Annotated in this window: 18 protein-coding genes; 1 reads left to right on the plus strand and 17 read right to left on the minus strand. The window is 46.5% G+C overall.

Annotation, left to right across the window (positions count from 1 at the left end; all coding sequences use genetic code 11):
* Positions 1-12: 12 nt before the first annotated feature.
* The 15 genes from AC3ARB_RS08785 to AC3ARB_RS08855 all read right to left on the minus strand — a co-directional run bounded on the left by AC3ARB_RS08785 (position 13) and on the right by AC3ARB_RS08855 (position 17,028).
* Entirely contained in the window at positions 13-1,773 is a 1,761-nt protein-coding gene (locus AC3ARB_RS08785) for a hypothetical protein (RefSeq protein ID WP_488320193.1), read from the minus strand.
* Between the two features lie 13 nt (positions 1,774-1,786).
* The gene (locus AC3ARB_RS08790) at positions 1,787-3,823 is read right to left on the minus strand and encodes an Hsp70 family protein (protein ID WP_488320194.1); all 2,037 of its coding nucleotides are present in this window, start codon (positions 3,821-3,823) and stop codon (positions 1,787-1,789) included.
* 10 nt (positions 3,824-3,833) lie between these two features.
* Positions 3,834-5,522, minus strand: coding sequence for an Hsp70 family protein (locus AC3ARB_RS08795; RefSeq protein ID WP_488320195.1), 1,689 nt, complete (start codon positions 5,520-5,522; stop codon positions 3,834-3,836).
* A 1-nt stretch (position 5,523) separates the two neighbouring features.
* Complete coding sequence (gene grpE, locus AC3ARB_RS08800; RefSeq protein WP_488320196.1) at positions 5,524-6,273, minus strand: nucleotide exchange factor GrpE; 750 nt, start codon at positions 6,271-6,273, stop codon at positions 5,524-5,526.
* Positions 6,274-6,662: 389 nt separating this feature from the next.
* Positions 6,663-7,628, minus strand: a complete 966-nt coding sequence (locus AC3ARB_RS08805) for an alpha/beta fold hydrolase (RefSeq protein WP_488320197.1) — start codon at positions 7,626-7,628, stop codon at positions 6,663-6,665.
* 95 nt (positions 7,629-7,723) lie between these two features.
* Entirely contained in the window at positions 7,724-8,608 is an 885-nt protein-coding gene (locus AC3ARB_RS08810) for an ROK family protein (protein ID WP_488320198.1), read from the minus strand.
* A 201-nt stretch (positions 8,609-8,809) separates the two neighbouring features.
* Positions 8,810-9,727 carry a dihydrodipicolinate synthase family protein gene (locus AC3ARB_RS08815; RefSeq protein ID WP_488320199.1) on the minus strand — a complete coding sequence of 306 codons (918 nt, stop codon included), beginning with the start codon at positions 9,725-9,727 and terminating at the stop codon, positions 8,810-8,812.
* Positions 9,728-9,854: 127 nt separating this feature from the next.
* Complete coding sequence (locus AC3ARB_RS08820) at positions 9,855-10,499, minus strand: YesL family protein (RefSeq protein ID WP_488320200.1); 645 nt, start codon at positions 10,497-10,499, stop codon at positions 9,855-9,857.
* Positions 10,500-10,601: 102 nt separating this feature from the next.
* Entirely contained in the window at positions 10,602-11,054 is a 453-nt protein-coding gene (locus AC3ARB_RS08825) for a NanQ anomerase/TabA/YiaL family protein (protein WP_488320201.1), read from the minus strand.
* Positions 11,055-11,148: 94 nt separating this feature from the next.
* Positions 11,149-11,979 carry a carbohydrate ABC transporter permease gene (locus AC3ARB_RS08830; protein WP_488320202.1) on the minus strand — a complete coding sequence of 277 codons (831 nt, stop codon included), beginning with the start codon at positions 11,977-11,979 and terminating at the stop codon, positions 11,149-11,151.
* 11 nt (positions 11,980-11,990) lie between these two features.
* Positions 11,991-12,878: a carbohydrate ABC transporter permease gene (locus tag AC3ARB_RS08835; RefSeq protein ID WP_488320203.1), complete on the minus strand. Its 888-nt coding sequence runs from the start codon at positions 12,876-12,878 to the stop codon at positions 11,991-11,993.
* Positions 12,879-12,968: 90 nt separating this feature from the next.
* Complete coding sequence (locus tag AC3ARB_RS08840) at positions 12,969-14,285, minus strand: ABC transporter substrate-binding protein (RefSeq protein ID WP_488320204.1); 1,317 nt, start codon at positions 14,283-14,285, stop codon at positions 12,969-12,971.
* A 62-nt stretch (positions 14,286-14,347) separates the two neighbouring features.
* Entirely contained in the window at positions 14,348-15,484 is a 1,137-nt protein-coding gene (locus tag AC3ARB_RS08845) for an ABC transporter ATP-binding protein (RefSeq protein ID WP_488320205.1), read from the minus strand.
* Between the two features lie 23 nt (positions 15,485-15,507).
* Complete coding sequence (locus AC3ARB_RS08850) at positions 15,508-16,206, minus strand: N-acetylmannosamine-6-phosphate 2-epimerase (RefSeq protein WP_488320206.1); 699 nt, start codon at positions 16,204-16,206, stop codon at positions 15,508-15,510.
* Between the two features lie 291 nt (positions 16,207-16,497).
* A complete protein-coding gene (locus AC3ARB_RS08855; RefSeq protein ID WP_488320207.1) occupies positions 16,498-17,028 on the minus strand; it encodes a Dps family protein in 531 nt (176 codons plus the stop codon).
* A 114-nt stretch (positions 17,029-17,142) separates the two neighbouring features.
* On the opposite strand from AC3ARB_RS08855, the gene AC3ARB_RS08860 reads away from it, so the two are divergent.
* Positions 17,143-17,619, plus strand: coding sequence for an A24 family peptidase (locus AC3ARB_RS08860; protein WP_488320208.1), 477 nt, complete (start codon positions 17,143-17,145; stop codon positions 17,617-17,619).
* Here AC3ARB_RS08860 and trpX read toward each other — a convergent pair.
* Together trpX and trpB are read right to left on the minus strand one after the other, a co-directional pair.
* The gene (gene trpX, locus AC3ARB_RS08865; RefSeq protein ID WP_488320209.1) at positions 17,612-18,607 is read right to left on the minus strand and encodes a tryptophan ABC transporter substrate-binding protein; all 996 of its coding nucleotides are present in this window, start codon (positions 18,605-18,607) and stop codon (positions 17,612-17,614) included. The two genes, AC3ARB_RS08860 and trpX, sit on opposite strands and share 8 nt — an antisense overlap.
* A gap of 10 nt (positions 18,608-18,617) precedes the next feature.
* Positions 18,618-19,793 carry a tryptophan synthase subunit beta gene (trpB, locus tag AC3ARB_RS08870; RefSeq protein WP_488320210.1) on the minus strand — a complete coding sequence of 392 codons (1,176 nt, stop codon included), beginning with the start codon at positions 19,791-19,793 and terminating at the stop codon, positions 18,618-18,620.
* Positions 19,794-20,065 lie beyond the last annotated feature (272 nt).

The raw sequence follows: 20,065 nt of genomic DNA on the forward strand, positions 1-20,065 counted from the left end.
TCTTACTCTGCTTTACAGACCACTGACAACAAAAGGCTTCCCTGATGAATAACTCGTGCCGTTGCCTAAAAACAAGGTGTACTTTTTTTGCTTCACTTCCGAAGTCAGTAATTTGATTTTTTTGCGAAATAAACTTGACTCCTTATTTTGAAACAACGGAGGCAAGGCTAAACCATCGCTTGGCTTAGTCACCCAGCCCTCTACCAAGATAACCTGCAAATTGTTGATTTCCTCCACATCCTGAGCGATACTTGGATCTAGTTTCAGTCGTAGTTCAAAACCTGTTCCAAATCTATTGTGTAGCGTGACTGAAACCATCTCCATATCAATGCTAACAATAGCATGCTCCTTAAAATAGGTCTGAAAATCAATACCGAGATACGTTTGACTGAGCTTTTCTAAGGCGGTATAATCTCGACAATGGCGATAAATCAGCACGAGTTGACGACCAAATTCCTGAGGATGTTGCGATTGCCTGATTGCCTCTTTTTCAACTTCTTTGGCGAGTTGAACTTGCTTCTCGGCCACTTTCTCTTTCTGAGCAACAATGTTTTCAAAATAAGCATACTGTTGTTTCAGTCGATGCAAAGAAGCCAAGCACCTTTGATAGCATTTTTCGTCAAAGGCACGATTAACATCTGCTAAAACACGCGTTTCTTCACGACTAACCCGTTCACTAGCCCCAGTCAAAGCTCTGGCTGTTTGAAACATCCCGAGTGACAAATAAACGTCCAGTAATTTATCCGTTAGATTAACACTTCCAAAGGTCTGCTGACGACTCTGGCAAACTGGGCAAGACTGGCTTGACACCTGTGGAATACGGCGACCACAGAGACAATGAAAATAGTCCTGCTGTTGCTTGTCATCAAATTCTAAGACCAGATTAGCTTTTTTCAAAAACAGAGCACTCAATAAGTCTTTCGCCTCGTCATCTGTCCTTGCAAACGTCGACCAAGTATAGAACAGTCTCTTAGCATCATCCAGTGTACTAGCTGGTGTTACTTGGGTTTTAAGTGGTTCAAACAGCAAGGCTCGGTCATAAGCAATCTTATGTTCTTCTTTCTTGAAGTTGGTATCGGCTAAGCCGAGAATAATCCCATAATCCTTGAAATCTCCATTCTCAGCGTTTGTTTTGATCAGTTTTTTCAACAAATCCAAACGCTGACGAATTTCAAAAAAAGAATTTTTAGGCGAATAGCCTGCTTCTGGAAAAGCAATGTTCCGAGCCTGAATTTTTGGATGGTCACTGAAATTAAGGAAATCATACAAATCCTTGAACTCTTGACCCAAACTATTTTTTCTAAACTTACCATGTAAGCTTGATAGGGCTCGAACTAAAGAATAAGACTTAATCAACTCCTCGGCTTGTTTCAGCCGTTCACTTTCCTCTTTTTCTAGTTCTTTTGGGCTTTTGGGAAACTCTACCACAATTCCCAAGCGATTAAGCAAAGTTGACTTGGCCTTATCACCTAGTTTGCCTTGAAAATGAGAAGAAACAATCTTTTCAAATTCATTAACGGTAAGCGGTCGTAAAGCACAGTCACTCTTTTTAATCAACTGGTTTTCCAGTTGTCCGAATCGCTGGTCATAAGCTAAACCAACCAGTGCAATAAATTCCTCCCTCGTCAGACGTTCAATCAGTTGCAAAAAGATTGTCTTTGATTGGCCAGAAGGAAGTTGGGCATACCATGAGCTTAGATTTTCCCGCTTAAACACATACCCAAAATCACACTGATTGTAATAGGCAATCACATCCCTTACAGTTCTAATCATCGGCATGTTTCTCCTATAACAGTTTCATCATGGACTGAGATTGACTGACAATAACCTGAGCGACATTAGAAAAGGTTTGCGATAGATCGGTCAAATCCGTCATGCCACCAATTCCTTCTAAATTACTAATAGATTGCAAAAACTGTTCATCTGCACTTCCAAAACCAATGCCTATGATGTCTATGGTCTCGTGTGCTCTACAAGCAGCCGATATGGCCATGTCTTGGTATGCCCAAACACCATCAGCCAAGACAATGAGTAAGCCCCTATCCATTACCATCTGAGCTAAATCAAATGGATGTCCACTATTCCCCCCTCCATCTGGATAGTTAAATAGCTTAGATAGTCCGTCCTCGAACTCCCCCCTATCCTTAGTAAGTGGACAAATACACGTTGCTGAATCAGCTACTGAAATAACTGCTATCTCAGCTTGACTAGCCACGGCCTCAAAAAACTCCAAGGCTGCTTCTGCCGCCGCCCTCATCGGCCTACCTGCCATACTACCACTAGTATCAATGGCAATGCAGATTTTTTCATAAGCAATCGAGCCAATCCCATCATAAGCCCAAGACAAATCTTGAGGACTGGTATCAATAGTCACATGCAAGGGCTGTTGAGCATGGGTGGCAGAAACCTCTATCATGCCATCTTGGTTATAAGCGTAAGTGACCGATACAAGCTGTTCCTTCTTATTGTTCAGCCCATCAAAACCACTAACAAGGTACTTATTAACAAACGTATTATTAATCACCTGCTCATCTTCGCCCTGTAAGACAAAGATTTCCATCTGATGATGAGTAGATTTCAAGGATAGTCGGTAGTCTTTGGTTACCTTAGCAGGGATTGTGGTATTCTTTGGGATGATAATGTCATTGATGTAGCCATTTCCTTTTTCATTCACCGCAATCATACCCATCCCATGAGCAGTGACATCCGAAAAACTTTCAAAGCCAAATGATGGTGCTTTTGAGGCTGATTCAGAGCCAAAGTGTTCAAAGGAATTGACCTTAATGGCCGCACCGATAGCTACCGCCTCGTCAACATTGACACCTTTCTTAATGGCCTTTCCCAGAGTTTTCTCAAAGTAGGCCACAACCATCGGCATTTTGGTTGACCCACCAACAAGGATGACATGGTCTATCTTTGACCACGTTAAGGCTAATTCCTCTAACAAGCTTGCCATCAAGGTTGCCGTACGGTCGAGTAAATCTTGGCACTGTTCTTCGAACGTCGCACGCTCCAAGACCAGTGTTTGACGATTGCCTTGGTAAGTCATTGGAATGGAGATACTCTCAAAATGAGACAGTTGCTTCTTGTACTTTTCAATCTCTAATAGTTTTTGTTGAAAAGCTGGTGAATCAACCACCTCATCTCCAAAAGTAAACATGGCTTCCTCTGTCAGATAGTCTTCCAATCGTTGGTCAAAGTCTTTTCCGCCCAGCTGACTATCGCCACTAGACCCTAGAACAGTTAATTCTTTTTCGGTCAGATTGGCAATGGTCACATCAAAGGTTCCACCACCTAAATCATAGAAGAGCACTGTCTGAGGCTTGTTATTTCCCGTCAAACCATAGGCCAGTGCCGCTGCCGTCGGCTCATGAATAATCCCTTTTACCTCAATATTGGCTAATTTGGCAGCTTTCAAGGTCTCATCAATCTCTAAATGAGTAAAATAAGCTGGGACAGAAATAACCGCTGAGCCAATCTCGATTTGGTTGGTTTCTTCAATGTCTTTGATGAGATGTTCCAGAAAAAGAGTGGATAACTGACAAGCATCATAACAATCATCCCCTAGCCGTTCAAAATAGTCCAGCTGAGCCAAGTGTCGCTTGTAAAAAGCAGCCACCTCATCATTCCCAAAAAGTAATTCTTCCTTAGCAGCTTCTCCAAAAACGATCGACTGACCATCAAAAGCCAAGACAGATGGTGTCGTATAACTCCCAGTTGAGTTTTTAAAAACGGTTGCTCGGCCACTCATCCGATTAACTGTGGCAACCACACTGTAGGTTGTTCCTAGGTCAATACCAACAGCAACTTTCGCTCTTGTCATCCCGCTCTCCTTAAATTTCATCAACCAACTGCGTCTGACTGATATACTCTTCTGCTTGCTTGATTTCTTCTTCGGTCATCATGCCTCTCAGTTGGAGTTCCGCCTCGGCCTTTCGACCATGAATCTTCTCCTCGACATAGGCATACAAGAGCCCTTGGTCATTTAAGGTCAATTTCACTTCAATTGGACTATACAGCTCCAAACCTGGCGGTAATTCCATAAAGATTTCACCGATTTTTTGTTCTTCCATATACTCATTATATGGAACTATTTCATCCATCTCATCAGATTCATAGATAGGCATATAAAGCTCTGTCTGATTCGGAGTTGATGTTGAACCCAGAGTTGTCCCGATAATCTGTCCACCATGCAAAGGACTGTTTTTAATAATCAAATTTTTGATAATCCGTTTATTATCAGCGTCTAAGAGACGAACACCATAGGTTTTGGTTGCGGCGGTGACAATTTCCTTATTGCTGAGCGATTCAAATTGTGCCACAGAAGTTTGCAATTTCTCTTCAAAACTAAAACGATGTTTGACAATTTCTTGCTCTTCTTTACTTAACTCCTCTTCTGTAATCTGCCCAGTAGCTAATTTTTCAACGATTTTCTGACCTTTTTCATAGGCAAATACCGCCCAAACAGCAGCTCCCTTGGCAACGGCTTGGTCAGGGTCGTGGGTTTTCGGATCAAGACCATAACGTTCCTTCAAGGCTTCCTTGATCATTGGCATTCTAGTTGACCCACCTACCATCAAAATGGTATCAATCGTGTAACCTTTTTCTGTCGCTAATGCCACCAGAGAGTCGGTAATGGTCAAACTACGATCCAATAAATCTCTGGTCATCTCTTCAAATTCTTGACGCGAAATTTCAACAACCAACCGATTGCCGTCAAAGTTCAATTTTGCCTTTGTCGCGTTAGAGTTCGTCAATTTGACTTTGACTTCTTCGGCTTTCAGTTGAAGTTGCTTCTCATCTCCATCAGAAAGAACTTTGTCTGGGTGTTCTTCCAAAAATCGGTCTCTTAAATACTCAAACAACCGGTAATCCCAGTCTTTACCACCTAATTGGCTATCCCCATCAGAAGCAACTTCGATGACTTCTTGAGAAGACAAAGACATAATGGTTGCATCAAAAGTCCCGCCACCCAAATCATAAATCAAAAAAGTCTTATTATCCTCCCCGCTGGTTTGGGTGTAATCAAAGGCCGCAGCCAAGGGTTCTTTGATGATTTCCATAACTTGCAGACCAGCTAATTCACCTGCGGTTTTGGTTGCCATTCGTTGGGCTTCATTAAAATAGGCTGGAACGGTGATAACCACCTGCTCCATCTCCACGCCCAGAGAAGACTCATCCACCGATCGTTTCAATTCTTTCAAAACGAGAGAAGACAATTCTTCTGGTCGGTGAGCCTTGCCATTCAAAGTAAAATAGGCTTGCACCTCCTCGGGCAATTCCTCAAAAGGCGTCCCCATATAACGTTTGAAAAAATCAACATATCCCTCAGGATTCATCGTGGCCTCCTCTTTTGCGGATTCCCCAACAGCGATATTACCATCATGGTTGATGTAAACAGCACTCGGTGTAATGTCCTTACCACTCAAATTTTTATGAATAACTGCTCGATCGTACTGGTCAACATAAGATACCGCTGAATAAGTTGTCCCCAAATCAATACCAAATACAATTTTTGCCATCTTACACCTCACCATTTTCTGTTTTATTCTGAACTAATTTATAGACGTCAACGATCTGCTTATCAATGACTTTGTTACCCGAGCGTAGACCTGCACCTTTATTGGTCACAATCTGCCAAGCCAATAGCTCGTCTGTCGTTTCAACCACATTATTTTGCCTGTCGGTCGCAGGATTGAAGGTTTCCCCAGCCTCGCTTGAAAAGATCTCCAAATCAAAGTCGGTGAATATATCGTCGATATCTTCTAGGTAACTTTCTAAAGTAGAACGCAACGTCTCTTCTATCGCATATCTGACATCCGTCTCCACTGTCCGCCTAAATTTCCAGAGTGATTTCAAAATCGGCAAACGATACTCTTCAAACAATCCTTGTTTGTAGTGTGACAATTCATCGTGCAGTTGGTGGTTGATGTCTTGCAATCGCAACAATTTCTGTAACAACTGATTCTGAAATTGGAACGTCTCTTTAATATTTGCCTTTTCCTCCTCCAAGGAAGCAACAATGGCCTGCTGGTTATTTTTTAACTCATCCATTTCCTGCTTGTTTGGAAAATGTTCCAGCACCAATGACAACTGTTCCAACTTGTCATTCAGTTTCTCTAGTTCTGCGTTGAGCGCTTCAATCTGATCATCTTTTGAAACATCATAATCTAAAAGCAAATCTTCAAAAAAATCCGTATCCTCCACATTCTCTGCCACCGTCTCAAAAATATTCTCTTCTGATTGGCTACTATCATATGTATTATCTAACATCGTCTTCCTCCATTAAGATTTTTTCACTCTATAATACACACCTATTGTACCCCCCCCCCCCGAACATTTTGTCAAGTATTTAGTTGTTTTATACTGATATAAAAATCAAAAAAATAAACATTAGAATTTTATCACTAACCGCTCCTCGAAAAAATGTCAATTTTCTTTTCATAAGATGCACTTAACTAAAGAGTAGCGATATATAAAAGACAATACTTCCGACTTCAGAAACTTTGAAAACTTCACAACAAGGATTCTTATCACCTTAAACCTCAAAACGGGAAAGATTTCACTAGACAATAGCTGATTCACCCATTAAATTTGACAAAAAGCCGATTTTCATTGAACATGAAAAAAGGCCTGTAACCAGCGTTCCAGACCTTTTTTATTTACCGAATAATGCTTGACCCAAAGAGGAAGTCATAAACGTAGTCGTTAACCATCACGTTCATGGCAACATGGCCATACTCTGGCAAAATCTTCATCTCCTTGTCGCCCTCAAGACGGTTGTAGATGGCAAACTGGGTTGACGGTGGGCAAATTTCGTCCTCAAGACCCGTCACCATAGCCACTGGGCAGGTGATGCGGTGGGCCAGGTTCTTGATGTCAATGTAAGAGAGGTTAGCCAAGAACTGGTCCTCTGTCTCGTGGAAAGGATCGGAGAACTTAAAGTAACGGAAGAGCTCGTTATAAGGCTCGCTGTTGTCACCCAATTCCAGAACCCGCTTGAAATCAGACAAGAATGGGTAGATAGAGGCCGTCTTGGTAATTTTAGGGTTAAGGGCTGCCGCTACCAAGGCAAGGGCACCACCCTGAGAAGCCCCGTAGCTGACCAAGTTTGTCGGGTCAACAAAGTCCTGGGCCGCAATGATGTTGATGAGTTGGTAAACATCCAGATAGACGTCCTTAAAGAAGAGTTTATCTGGCCCTTCAACCGCCCCACGGATCACCTGACCCTTAACGGTTATGCCTTCAAATTGACCCAGGTCAGTTGAGCGGCCAGCCTGACCACGGACATCCATAGAGACCACACCGTAACCAGCAGCTACAAATTTCAAACTCTCTGTCCAATCTGGGCTTTGGCCTTGGTAGCCGTGGAAGTAGAAAAGAACAGGCACTTTTTCCTCTGTTTTAGGGAAGACGCATTTGGCAAAGACAGACGAACCGTTGGTCCCCGTAAAGGTCAGGGCATAGCAATCTGCAAAGGCCAAATTGAAGTCTTGCTTCTCCAAGCGGTAGTCTGGCAAATCAGCCACCTTGTCCAGTTGAGCCTGCCAAAAGTCATCAAAATCAGCTGGCACCTCGTGGCGACCACGGTAGGTCTTCATAGCTTCTAGGGACATGTTATCAATCATGGGATTTCTCCTTTTCTAAAACGTGTTTTATGTTTATAGGGTTTGACCAACTCGTCTCGTTAGCACTCAATCAAAAACGTGACGACAGGTCTTACTTAAGCGTGTTTTTGTCGGAAATGGTAGTAGGCTCCCAGCATACCTGCCGCATTTTCATGCTGGGCAAAGGCGATGCGGGTCTTGTCAGCCAGGCTCGGCACCAGTTTGGACTTGACAGCTGCCTCGATGCGGTCTTTGAGGAAGTCCTTCTGGGCCATGATGCCGCCACCTAGGACAACCACTTCTGGGTTGGCCACGTAGCAGATGTTGGCAATGCCCAGAGCCAAGTAATCAACCAGTCGGTCAATACCAGCCAAGCAGATGGTATCGCCTGCCTTGGCCCCTTCAAAGATTTTCAGGCCGTTCCAGTCAGCCTTGTCCTCGCCTTTTTCTCGGGCAACGTATTCGACCAGGGCTGTTGTTGAGGCCAGGTCTTGGAAGTCACCGTCCTTGAGGTGGATGTAGCCGACTTCGCAGGCTGAATTGCTAAAGCCATGGAAGACCTTGCCATCTAGGAGGAGGCTGCCGCCAATACCAGTACCGATGGTCAAGCAGACCGCAACGGAAGCCCCCTTAGCAGCTCCGCTATTGGCTTCAGCCAAACCGGCACAGTTAACGTCGTTTTCCGCTTCACAGGGCAGACCGAACTCCTCCTCAATGGTAGCCTTGAAGTTGGTGCCAGCGTAGTTTGGGATGGCCGGACCAGAATAGAAAACCGCCCCCTGGTCAGGGTCAATCATGCCGGCCGAGGAAATGGCAACCCCTGCCAGCTCATACTCGGTCTTATAGGTAGCCACTATCTGACGAACCTTGTCCAGAATGGCCGGGCCGCCCAAATGAGCCTCGGTATCAATCTTGTGCTGCTCCAAAATCGTGCCTACCTCATCAACCAGGCCGTACTTGATTTGGGTGCCGCCAATATCAATCGCAACGTATTTTGTCATTCTTGTCCTCCAAATAAATGCAGGGGAAAGTCACACCGACCTCCCCCCGATAACCTAGTGGCTGATTTCCCCTTTATGGCGGCCTTAGTTCCTTTTGCTGTACCAAAGTACAAGCGGCAAGGAACTGCCTAGCCCTAAAGGAAAACTAAGCCACTATCTCTTTACAAGCAAATTTAGAGCTATGAAACTATCGCTCAGCAATTAGCAGAACTTTTCTTTAGCTGCGCGGATCAGTTCAACGGCCTTGGCCACAACAGCCTCGTCACCCTCGGCCAGGTTAGCCAATGGGGAACGAACGCCGCCCAGCTCAAGGCCATCAATTTCCTTGATGGCAGCCTTAATCACCGCATACATGTGGCCGTGACCTGAAACCAGGACACCGATAATTTGGTTGATGGCGTATTGGAGTTCGCGTGCCTTGTCCAAGTCTTTAGTCGCAATCAGCTCATCCAACTTGAGCAAGAGCTCTGGGTAAGCCCCGTAAGTACCACCGATACCACCGTCAGCACCCATGAGACGGCCACCCAAGAATTGCTCGTCTGGACCGTTGAAAACCAGTTTTTCAGGACCGCTGATGGCCTTGAAAGTCTCGATGTCCTGAACTGGCATTGAAGAGTTTTTCACCCCGATGACACGAGGGTTCTTCAACATCTCACGGTAGAGGCTTGGGGTCAAGGCTACACCAGCCAACTGAGGAATGTTGTAGATCATGAAATCAGTGTTTGGTGCTGCCGCACTCATATCATTCCAGTATTTAGCAATCGAATGCTCTGGCAAACGGAAGTAGATTGGTGGGATTGCAGCGATGGCATCAACGCCCAACTCTTCTGAATGCTTGGCCAACTCGATGGAATCCTTGGTGTTGTTGCAGGCAATGTGGTTGATGATGGTCAACTTGCCCTTGGCAACCGCCATGACATTTTCCAGAACCAGCTTACGGTCGGCAACACTCTGGTAGATGCACTCGCCAGATGACCCGTTGACATAGAGGCCCTTAACCCCCTTGTCAATGAAGTACTGGGTCAGGGCACGCACGCCCTCGGGGCTAATCTCGCCAGCCTCATCATAGGCCGCGTAAAAAGCTGGAATAATACCACGGTATTTGTCTAAATGTGACATAATCGTCTCCTTATATATAGGGTTTACCCTTTTATTGTAATCGCTTTTCAAGAGCTTTTCAAGCCCTTTGCGGATTTAGATTATCCTTTCGATTTTCGGCTCTTATCACCATCATCTGAAACCAATTTCAAGCAGATGGGTACTTGCCCAAAATCCCCTCCATGACCTGCACATAGCCGTAACCCAGGGCTGCCACCCCAATCACCAAAAGGAGCGATAGGCCCAGGATGAGGCTGATGAGGGATAATGGCAGAGCGAGGAAGATGAGGCCCAAAACAGCCAGAAAGACCAGGGTCCATCCCCCATTTAGCCCTGCCAAGAGCAGAGCTTTCACATAGAGGTCCTGCGGGGACATCTGGTAACGGGCTGCCAGAGGGTAGAGGTAGAGATGGGTAACCAGGGTCAAAATCAGAACCCCATAGGCCAAGACCGCCAAGACCTGAAAAGGCAGACCTTCCTGCCCCCGAATCAAGAGCAGGTCAAAGATGGTAAAGACTGTCAAGGCCAGTTCCACCAAACCCAGGGTCAAGCCCTGTTTCCAGTTAGCCTTGACATGCCCCCAATAGGTCGCCAAAATCGGTACCCGTCCTCGCTCCTTGAGGTCCACCAAGCTCCGATAGAGGGCCATCTTAGCCACACCAGCCGTCACCAGTAAACTGGCGGTCAGGACAAAGAGCAGGTTGAGGACCATGAGGTCAAAGACCCGCTCGGCCGCTCGCATAACCCCATTATCCAATCCAAAAACAGTTTTCATGAACTTGCGTGAATCCATATCAGGCCCTCCCTTTCGTTCGTTTTAATGGTTGCTAAACTGGTCTTGACAGGCATTTACCCAGATAATCTCTAGTTAAACTCGTCTGGACCGTCTCAGCAACTAGTCAATCAAAATCTTAACCACCACTTTTGTCACCGACTGGCCACCGCGACCAAGTTGGTTGGGCTGATGGTATTCCCCTGGCCAAACCATGGCAAAGGTCTGACCGTTCAATTCTAAATCTAAACCAGTGCTGCTACGGATGAGACCGAAATCATTGGCCGCATCGAATTCTTGAATCACCCCTTCAGACGAGCGGGTATAGCGGAAGTTTTCGTTACCATCCAACAAGAATTGCAAATCCATGTAGCGGTCATGGTACTCGAAACTATCGCTAGGCTGGTCATTGAGGGAGTTGTGCTGCACCAAGGCAAAGACTTGGTCACCAGCAACCTCATTTCGTCCCAGTTCCAACTGGGTCAGGTCTGTCTTGTCCAGAAAGTCGATGGCTAAGTCAATATTGGCATGAAGACCGCGGTAGCGGTTAAGTTGGTCTAAGTAATCGTAAATCATGTTTGTTCCTCTCAAGTCTGATAGAAAGACGAAAGCTGGTTAGCCGCTCTGCCATTGAGCGCAGCGTCCAAACCAGCTTAATCTTATCGTTGGGTTAACCTTTAACCGCACCCATGGTAATACCTTGGGTAAATGATTTTTGGAAGACCAGGAAGATGGTCACGATTGGCACAGCCGCCAGGGCCGCACCAGCCATGATGAGACCGTAGTTGGTCGCCATCTCGGCCTGCATGGTCGCAACACCCAGGGAGATGGTCAGGTTCTGACGGGAGGTCAGCATAACCAGCTGCATGAAGTAGTCGTTCCATGAGTTGATGAAGGTGAAGATGGCCAGGGCTGCAAAACCAGGTTTAACGATTGGGAAGGCAACGCTAACGAAGGTTCTCACTTCACCGCAACCGTCGATACGGGCTGATTCCAAAAGCTCCGTCGGAATGTTTTCAGAGAATTGCTTCATGAGGAAAACACCGAATGGCCAACCAACCAGAGGCAGGATAACCGCCGCAGGGGTGTCATGGATGCCCATGAAGTTGATGATCCGCACCAGCGGTACCAGAACAACCTGCTTAGGCAGGGCCATGGCTGCTACAAAAAGAGAGAAGAGAAGCTTTTGACCGTAGAAACGCTTTTTCGCCAAGACATAGCCCGCCAAGGATGAGGTCACGCAGACCAAAACCATGGTTGCAAGAGAAATAAAGACGGAGTTCCAGAGCCATTGCAGGGCTGGGTTCTGCACCAAGAGGCGGTCAAAGTTTTCCAAGGTTGGGGCTGCCGGCCACCATTGTGGCGGAATTTTGATGGTATCTGGTTGTGATTTGAAGGCACCAGTCATGATCCAATAAAATGGGAAGATGAACAAGACCGTCAAAACCATCAAAATCACACTGGATAAGATGCCAAAGGCTGACAATTGTTTTTTCTTCATTGTTAGTCCTCCTAGTATTCCACATCATTACCCAAGAACTTGAATTGGGCAAAACTGATGAGGGCAATCAAGACCGCCAAGAAGACACCGATAGTATTGGCATAGCCAAACTCAGTCAGTTTGAAGGCCTTCTCGTAGAGGTAGTACATGAGGGTAGAGGTTGAGTAGTTTGGTCCACCAGAAGTCAAGAGCTGTATCAGCGCAAAAATCTGGAAGGAGTTGATAGTAGTAATAACAGTAATGTAAAGAGTGGTTGGCAAGAGGCTTGGCCACTTGATTTGCCAGAAAACCTGGGTCTCGTTGGCACCGTCGATACGGGCTGCTTCAACTAGTGAGTTGTCAATGTTACCCATGGCAGCAATATAAAGGATGATTGGCTGACCAACTGAGGTTGTCAAGAGAATCAACATGATGGCCAGGAGGGCCCATTTTTTGTCACCCAGCCAACTGATGTTCTGCTCAATCACGCCACCATTTTTGAGGATGAAGTTGAGGATACCAGAAAGGGGGTCGTAAATCCATTTCCAAACAACGGTTACCGCAACCGAACCCGTAACAACAGGCAGGAAGAAAACGAACCGATAGAAGGAACGGGAAATCACGTTTTTCTCGTAGGTTTGTGAGGCCACAAAGAGCGAGAAGAAAACAACGATTGGAACAGACCCGACCACGATAATTAGGGTGTTAATCAAGGATTTGATGAAAATCTGATCACTAAAGAGACGGATGTAGTTCTCCAGACCAATAAAGGTAAACTCGGTTTGGGTATACCTAAAGAAACTGGTCACAAACCCCATCACCATCGGTGCCAATACAAAGACAGTAAAGAAGGTCAAGATTGGAGCGAGAAAGGTGTAGGAGACAATGGTTTCTCGCATTTTTAACTTATTAATTTGCATAGAAACTCCTTTTATGAACAAGAGGGAAACTAGAAATCCCCCCTTTTTCTGTCTTTAGGGGCTGAAAAAGAGGGGACTGTTCAGTTTCAATTATTTTTTAATTGTTGCATTCGCTTGCTCAGTAAACTCTTTCAGAGCTGCTGCGGCATCTTTGTCACCGTTAGATACGGCTTGCAAAGCTGGGAACCAGAGGGTACGCATTTCAGCAAAACCGTCGATAGTGTTGTAGTATGGTGAGTAGTATTGAGTCCAGCCACTGATGGTTTCCATACGAGCATCGTCGTAGAGTGAACCAAATGAGCTACGAACTGGGAAAGCACCAGTACGAACAACGTTCTTAGGACCCCATTCCGCATCATCAGCAATGAATTGGATGAATTTCTTAGATGCTTCTGCTTTAGCCTCGTCCTTGTTGTTGAAGATGGCAAAACCATTTACCAGGTACTCAAGGTCTGCCTTACCGTCTTCAGATGGGAATGGCACTTCAACCACTTCTACTTTAGAGGCTTCAAGAAGAGCACCTTGGATACCGTTTTGAGCTGGAGCCCAAAGAATCGAGTAAGAGGTTTGACCGTTGGCGAAGTTTTGGATGTCGTCACCACCGTTGTACTGTGAACCGTTCATGATGTAGCCTTTGTCCATCCAGTCTTTCACTGAAGCCAAAGCCTTAATCATTTGTTCAGAATCTGTGGTGTACTTGGTCACTTCTGCATCTGTGATAGAACCGCTGTAAAGGTTAGCAAGGAAGGCACGAGTACCTTGGTCACCACCTTGGCCATTAGCAAAGAGTGAACCTGGGTTATAACCCTTGTCTTTCAAGGCTTTGATAACTTTTTCGAAGTCCGCAGTTGTCCAACCGTCTTTTACCAAATCAAGAACACCAGCATCTTTCAGCATAGCCTTGTTGAAGACCATGTAGAATGGTGCAGATGAAATTGGGTACATGTAAGCTGTGTCACCAGCCTTAGATGCTTGAACGATATTAGGGTTAACGTCTTTTTCAAAGTCTTCTGTAAAGAGGTCGTTCAAGTCAACCAACTTGCCATTTTTTCCGTAAGTGATGATACGGCCTGGGGCATCAAAGAGAACGTCTGGAGCTGTACCAGCTTCAATAGCTGTTGTGATTTTCTCTGGACCAGCTGTGAAATCGATGGTCTCCAACTTAACATCGATGTCTGGGTTAGCTTTTTCAAACTCGTCAATCAGTTTTTGCTCATAAGTACCTACAGCATCGCTAGTGTTTTCTTGTTGGAAAACTGGGAAAGCCCAGAAGGTAATTTCTGTTTTTGCTGAACCAGAATCTGCTGCAGATGAACCAGCCGTGTCAGCTGATTTAGAACCACAGGCCGCCAAGGTCAAAACAGCAGTACCTGTCAACAATGATGCGATGATTTTCTTCATTTTCATGAGAAATGTCTCCTTAAAAAATTTTTTGTTTGATTTCTAAAATAGGGCGTTTCCTAATGAAACTAGAGTGGAATGCGTTTGCCAGTTTCGGTGTCAAAGAAGTGACCTTTAGACACATTCAGAGCCAATTTAACGGTCGATCCTGGTGTTAGGTAATCTGTTGCTGATACACGAGCAGAAAATTCTTGATCACCCAAGCGACAGTAGAGAACCGAGTCGCTACCCAAAAGTTCTGAGATGACCACCTCTGCTTTCACAATCGCGTCTGGGAATGTATCCAGACTAATCAAATCGGAAGCGATATCCTCTGGACGAATACCGAAGGTCAACTTCTTGCCCTGATAACCAAGGTCATCAAGCACCTTACGTCGGCCTTCTGGAATAACGATGTCAAAACCTTTACCATCCGTCAAGCGGTCACCAGACAGGGTAACTTCGATAAAGTTCATGGCTGGGCTACCGATGAAACCTGCAACAAACTTATTAGCTGGCTCATTGTAGAGTTCTTGTGGCGTGCCAACTTGCTCAATCCGGCCGATGGTACCAGTACCAGCAGCATTCTTGGTAGCAGACATGATAACGATACGATCCGCCAGGGTCATGGCCTCGGTTTGGTCGTGGGTAACGTAGATGGTGGTTGCCCCGATACGACGGTGGATTTTCGCAATCTCAGCCCTCATGGACACCCGAAGTTTGGCATCCAAGTTAGAGAGCGGTTCATCCATCAGGAAGACCTTGGCGTCACGAACGATGGCACGTCCCATGGCTACCCGCTGGCGTTGACCACCTGACAAGTCAGCTGGCTTGCGTTGCAAGAAGTCGGTCAAAGCCAAGATTTCAGCCGCCTCACGCACTCGACGATCGATGTCATCCTTGTCGTACTTACGCAACTTGAGGCCGAAAGCCATGTTGTCGTAAACCGTCATGTGCGGATAGAGGGCATAGTTCTGGAAGACCATAGCGATGTCACGGTCTTTTGGCTCGATGTCGTTCATGAGCTCGTCATCAATGTAAAACTCACCTTCTGTGATGTCTTCAAGACCTGCAATCATACGAAGGGTGGTTGACTTACCACAACCTGATGGGCCTACAAAAACGATGAATTCCTTATCCTTTATGTCGAGATTAAAATCTTCAACCGAATAAAACTCACTGTTTGGATACTTCTTGTAAAGGTTATTCAGTTTTAATGTTGTCATTAGAAACCTTCCTTTTTTTAATTTTAATCAAGAGCCTTGATAAATCGCTCTGCTATTTCCTTTGGTCGGGTAATGGCTCCACCAACGACAATACCAGCAACCCCCAAATCTTTAACCTGCCGAGCCTGGTCTGGCGTATGAATCTTACCTTCGGCGATAACATCGATACCAGCTGCCGTCAGCTGCTTCATAAGGTCAATATCTGGCCCTGCATCCTGGCGACTGTAAGAGGTGTAGCCTGACAAGGTTGTACCAACCATATCAACGCCTGCTTCGTGGGCCACAAGACCTTCCTCGTAAGTCGAAATGTCAGCCATCAAGAGCTGGTCTGGGTACTTGGCCTTAACCTGGGCGATAAAGTCGCTAATGCTCAAGCCATCATAGCGTTCCCGCTTGGTGCAATCCAAGGCGATAACAGCAATCCCTAACTCAGCCAACTCATCAACTTCACGCATAGTCGGCGTGATAAAAGGCTCCTGCGGCGGGTAGTCACGCTTGATGATACCAATAATCGGTAAATCGGTGACAGCCTGAATTTCCTTGATATCCCTGACGCTGTTGGCTCTTATGCCGACAGCCCCAGCCTGCTCAGCAGCCTTGGCTAAGAGTGGCATCACACCACCTGTTTCACTATAAAGTGGTTCATGAGGAAGAGCCTGACAAGAAACAATGATACCATCCTTGACCTGTTCAAGGAATCGAGCTTTGCTCATAGTGGTCATACTTGTTTTCTCCTTTGCTAATCCATTTTGGATAACGTTTACATCAACTATTATACTACATTTCTCTGTTTTTGCAAGCGTTTTTATGTTTTAGATTTTAATTTCACTTCTTCTCCTTTGTTATCAATAATAAAAAATACTTTCAGTTATCTGAAAATACTTTTTCCCATGAGCCCTACTCCAAGTCCCATTAGCCTTATAAAAGGGAAAGCGTGGGTTAGGAAACAAAAAAATGAGGGAAAGCGAGTTCCTCGGGTTACCGATTGAGCCTCACTCCCTCATTTCAAATTATTAATCATGCAAACCTGGTGCTAAACCAAGTTCTGCCCTAAGTTGCCAGATATTCTTTTCAGCTTCACCCTGAGCATCTGCAAAGAGACCGTTTGACGGGTCATCCCCCTCCTCATCGCTCACATCCAGACCAACTTGGAAGAGGTTGCCCAACTGGCTGTAAAGCTCAACCAGACGGTTAAGATAGGTGTCAACGGTCAAGCTGTAATCACCTGGAGTCTCTTCAAAACTTGTCGCTTCAGCAAACTCTTTCAAGGTTGAATAAGGTGCACCACCCAAGGTGATTAGACGCTCGCTCATCTCATCCAAATGCTCGCTAAGGGCATCCATAAGTTTGTCCATAGATTTGTGAAGACGCAAGAAACCAGTCCCACGCATGTACCAGTGGATTTGGTGGATGATGGTACGTGCTGCAACCAGGTCTGCCACCGCTTGATTAAGGGCAGCCTTGGTTTTTGGACGGCTACCAGTTTCATTTGCTGCAGCAGCCTCAACGCGGGCTGCCAAGTCTGCTACTGACAAGATTGACATAGGAAACTCCTTTTTTATAACCATTATTATTTATAACCATTATTGATTATATTCCTATTATACTCCTTTTCAACTTGGTGTCAAGAATTTACCGCTAATTACGAATATAAAAGTATGAAAGATTTATGGCAACGTCGCTACCTCATGGTTAGCATCTCACTCCTTTTTATTTTCCTTTTTGGGACATGGCAGAGCGGCTACTTAGCTCTTACTGATACTTATCTACTGGCTTGGGGGCTGGTTCTGGCCAGTCATGACCTGCGGAGCCAATCCTATCCCCTCTGGCTCTGGTTGCTGGGCACAGCCATCTTGCTCCCCTTCTTCCCCATCACAACTACCAGCCTCATTCTTTTTCTCCTAGCCATCTTGGCGGAGGTCAAGGACATCAAGCTGGGCTCAGGCGACCTGCTCTACCTGGCCACCCTCAGTTTGCGGCTGGACCTAACTCAGCTCCTCTGGCTGGTTCAGATAGCCAGCCTGAGTGGTATCGTCTGGGTTTTCTGGCAAAAGAAAAGGGACCAGGCCTTGGCCTTTATCCCCTTTCTCTTAGTCGGTCATGTGACTGTTCTTCTATTAAATGGCCTTATTTAACCAACTTGGCCTCTGCCTTGAGGCTGTCTGGGATAACAATGCCCAATTCAGCCGCAACCGTTTCATTGATGATTGGGTTGCCTTGGTCGAAAATTTCAACTGGCAGTTGGTCAACGGATTTGCCAGCCAGAACCTTGGCAGCCATCTTACCTGTCGCCAAACCAAGCTCGTACTGGTCGATGTAAACAGAAGCCAGGCTACCTTCAGCCACCATGGTGTCCACGCTGGTGTAGATAGGTTTCTTGGCTGTTTTAGCCACCTGAACCAGGCTGGTAAAGGCACTGGCAACTGTGTTATCAAGCGGCACCCAGATGGCATCAACCTTGCCAACCATGACATTGGCTGTGGTGGTTAGGTCATTGCTGGAAGCGATGGCGTATTCGACCACCTCGTAACCAGCTTCTTTAGCCAGCTGCTTGAAGGTCTCGACCTGGGATTTGGAGTTATCTTCGCTGCTGGAATAAACCACACCGATGGTCTTAACACCTGGTGTCAGCTCTGCCATTAAGCCAAGCTGGTCAGCAATCGGGGTTCGGTCAGAAACACCGGTGATGTTGCCGTCTGGGGCTTCCAAGTCCTTGACCAGCTTGGCGCCCACAGGATCGGTCACGGCCCCCATGATGATGGGAATGTCTTTGGTGGCAGATGCCAAACCTTGGGCAGCAGGGGTAGCAATACCGACCAAAACCTGGTTGCCTTGGTTGACAAGGGTTTGGCTCATGGTCTGAACCTTGCTCTGGTCGGCTTCCGAGTTGAGGAAGTTAATCTCCAGGTTGTCGCCCTTGTCGTAGCCAGCCTCAGCCAGGCCAGCCTCAATACCTCGGTAAATCTCATCCAGGGCTTCGTGGGTCACGAATTGGAGGACACCAACCTTGGCAGGGCCGTTAGTTGTCGCCTCTCGTTTAGGGGTCAAGAATTGGCTACCGATAGCCAATGCAATCAGGGCCAATAGGCCGCCAGCAAGTAATGGTAAACGTTTGTTTTTCATGAGTTTCTCCTTAGTTATTCAAGTAATCAGCGATGGCAGCAACGTCCTTGTCACCACGGCCAGAGAGGTTGATGAGAATAGCCTGGTCAGCCGACAGGGTCGGTGCCAGTTTGAAGGCACCAGCCAGAGCATGGGAACTTTCGATGGCTGGGATAATCCCTTCCGTCCGAGACAGAAGAAGCAAGGCTTGAACCGCCTCATCGTCGGTCGCCGCCTCATAGATCACTCGACCAGTCTCCTTGAGGTGGGCGTGCTCAGGACCAACGCCTGGGTAGTCCAAACCTGCTGAGATGGAGTAAACCGGCGACACGCTGCCGTCTGCCTCAAAGAGGGAAATGGTTTTCATGCCGTCAACCACACCGACTCTTCCCTTGGTCATGGTTGCCGCATGGTCCTTGGTGTCCAAACCTCGTCCAGCCGCCTCAACCCCGACCAGCTTGACCTCTGGGTCAGCCAGGTACTGGGAGAAGGCCCCGATGGCATTTGAGCCACCGCCCACACAGGCGAACACATAGTCTGGCAAACGGTTTTCTTTGGCTAAAAATTGCTGACGCGATTCCACCGAGATAATCTTCTGGAACTCGTGAACCATAGTTGGGTAGGGGTGAGGTCCCACGGCAGAGCCTAAAACATAGAAGGCATCCAGGTCACTCATCCAGGCACCAAAGGCCGCATCTACGGCATCTTTGAGGGTCTGGGTGCCTGTTTCAACTGCATGAACCCTTGCCCCCATCATTTCCATCCGAAAGACATTGAGACGCTGGCGACGGGTGTCTTCCGCCCCCATATAAATGTCACAAGCCATACCGAACTTGGCTGCTACTGCAGCCGTTGCTACACCATGCTGGCCTGCACCCGTTTCCGCAATCACCCGAGTCTTGCCCATGCGTTTGGCCAGCAAAATCTGACCCAAGACATTGTTCAATTTATGGGAGCCCAGGTGGTTGAGGTCCTCACGTTTGAGGTAAATCTTTGCCCCACCCAGTTCCTTGGTCAAGCTCTCCGCATAGTAGAGCGGGGTTTCCCGACCCGAATAATCTTTCAGGAAAGCCTGATACTCGGCCAAAAACTCTGGGTCGTCCTTATAACGGTTGAAGGTCACCTCCAATTCATCCAAGAGCACCTGAATGGGTTCTGGCACAAAAGAGCCGCCAAACTGTCCAAAATAACCTTTTTCTACTGTCATCGTCTTTTCTCCTCTATCCTTTCACCAATCAGGTCGCAAGCGGGCCCTGCTCACCAACCTTGTCGCATGTCCAACAATGCAAAAAGCCCTCACGTGAAGACTCACGTGAGGGCGTTGTTTCAAAGACAACACGGTGCCACCTCAGTTAATGACCTTAGGTACAGCAAAAAAACTGTCCAGTCATCATCTCACACTCCTCCAACAAGGAGTTGCACGGTAAGGGGTGCCAACCGAATTCACATTGTTTAGAATTCCTTTATAACCTCAGCCCA

This window comes from Streptococcus sp. ZY171113, assembly GCF_057748235.1.

Coding starts and splice junctions, on each gene's coding strand:
- AC3ARB_RS08830 (WP_488320202.1), bottom strand. CDS start 11,979: ATGAAGAAAAAACAATTGTCAGCCTTTGGCATCTTATCCAGTGTGATT.
- AC3ARB_RS08790 (WP_488320194.1), bottom strand. CDS start 3,823: ATGACAAGAGCGAAAGTTGCTGTTGGTATTGACCTAGGAACAACCTAC.
- grpE (WP_488320196.1), bottom strand. CDS start 6,273: ATGTTAGATAATACATATGATAGTAGCCAATCAGAAGAGAATATTTTT.
- AC3ARB_RS08815 (WP_488320199.1), bottom strand. CDS start 9,727: ATGTCACATTTAGACAAATACCGTGGTATTATTCCAGCTTTTTACGCG.
- trpB (WP_488320210.1), bottom strand. CDS start 19,793: ATGACAGTAGAAAAAGGTTATTTTGGACAGTTTGGCGGCTCTTTTGTG.
- AC3ARB_RS08860 (WP_488320208.1), top strand. CDS start 17,143: ATGAAAGATTTATGGCAACGTCGCTACCTCATGGTTAGCATCTCACTC.
- AC3ARB_RS08845 (WP_488320205.1), bottom strand. CDS start 15,484: ATGACAACATTAAAACTGAATAACCTTTACAAGAAGTATCCAAACAGT.
- AC3ARB_RS08785 (WP_488320193.1), bottom strand. CDS start 1,773: ATGATTAGAACTGTAAGGGATGTGATTGCCTATTACAATCAGTGTGAT.
- AC3ARB_RS08850 (WP_488320206.1), bottom strand. CDS start 16,206: ATGACCACTATGAGCAAAGCTCGATTCCTTGAACAGGTCAAGGATGGT.
- AC3ARB_RS08805 (WP_488320197.1), bottom strand. CDS start 7,628: ATGATTGATAACATGTCCCTAGAAGCTATGAAGACCTACCGTGGTCGC.
- AC3ARB_RS08840 (WP_488320204.1), bottom strand. CDS start 14,285: ATGAAAATGAAGAAAATCATCGCATCATTGTTGACAGGTACTGCTGTT.
- AC3ARB_RS08795 (WP_488320195.1), bottom strand. CDS start 5,522: ATGGCAAAAATTGTATTTGGTATTGATTTGGGGACAACTTATTCAGCG.
- AC3ARB_RS08810 (WP_488320198.1), bottom strand. CDS start 8,608: ATGACAAAATACGTTGCGATTGATATTGGCGGCACCCAAATCAAGTAC.
- AC3ARB_RS08825 (WP_488320201.1), bottom strand. CDS start 11,054: ATGATTTACGATTACTTAGACCAACTTAACCGCTACCGCGGTCTTCAT.
- AC3ARB_RS08855 (WP_488320207.1), bottom strand. CDS start 17,028: ATGTCAATCTTGTCAGTAGCAGACTTGGCAGCCCGCGTTGAGGCTGCT.
- AC3ARB_RS08820 (WP_488320200.1), bottom strand. CDS start 10,499: ATGGATTCACGCAAGTTCATGAAAACTGTTTTTGGATTGGATAATGGG.
- trpX (WP_488320209.1), bottom strand. CDS start 18,607: ATGAAAAACAAACGTTTACCATTACTTGCTGGCGGCCTATTGGCCCTG.
- AC3ARB_RS08835 (WP_488320203.1), bottom strand. CDS start 12,878: ATGCAAATTAATAAGTTAAAAATGCGAGAAACCATTGTCTCCTACACC.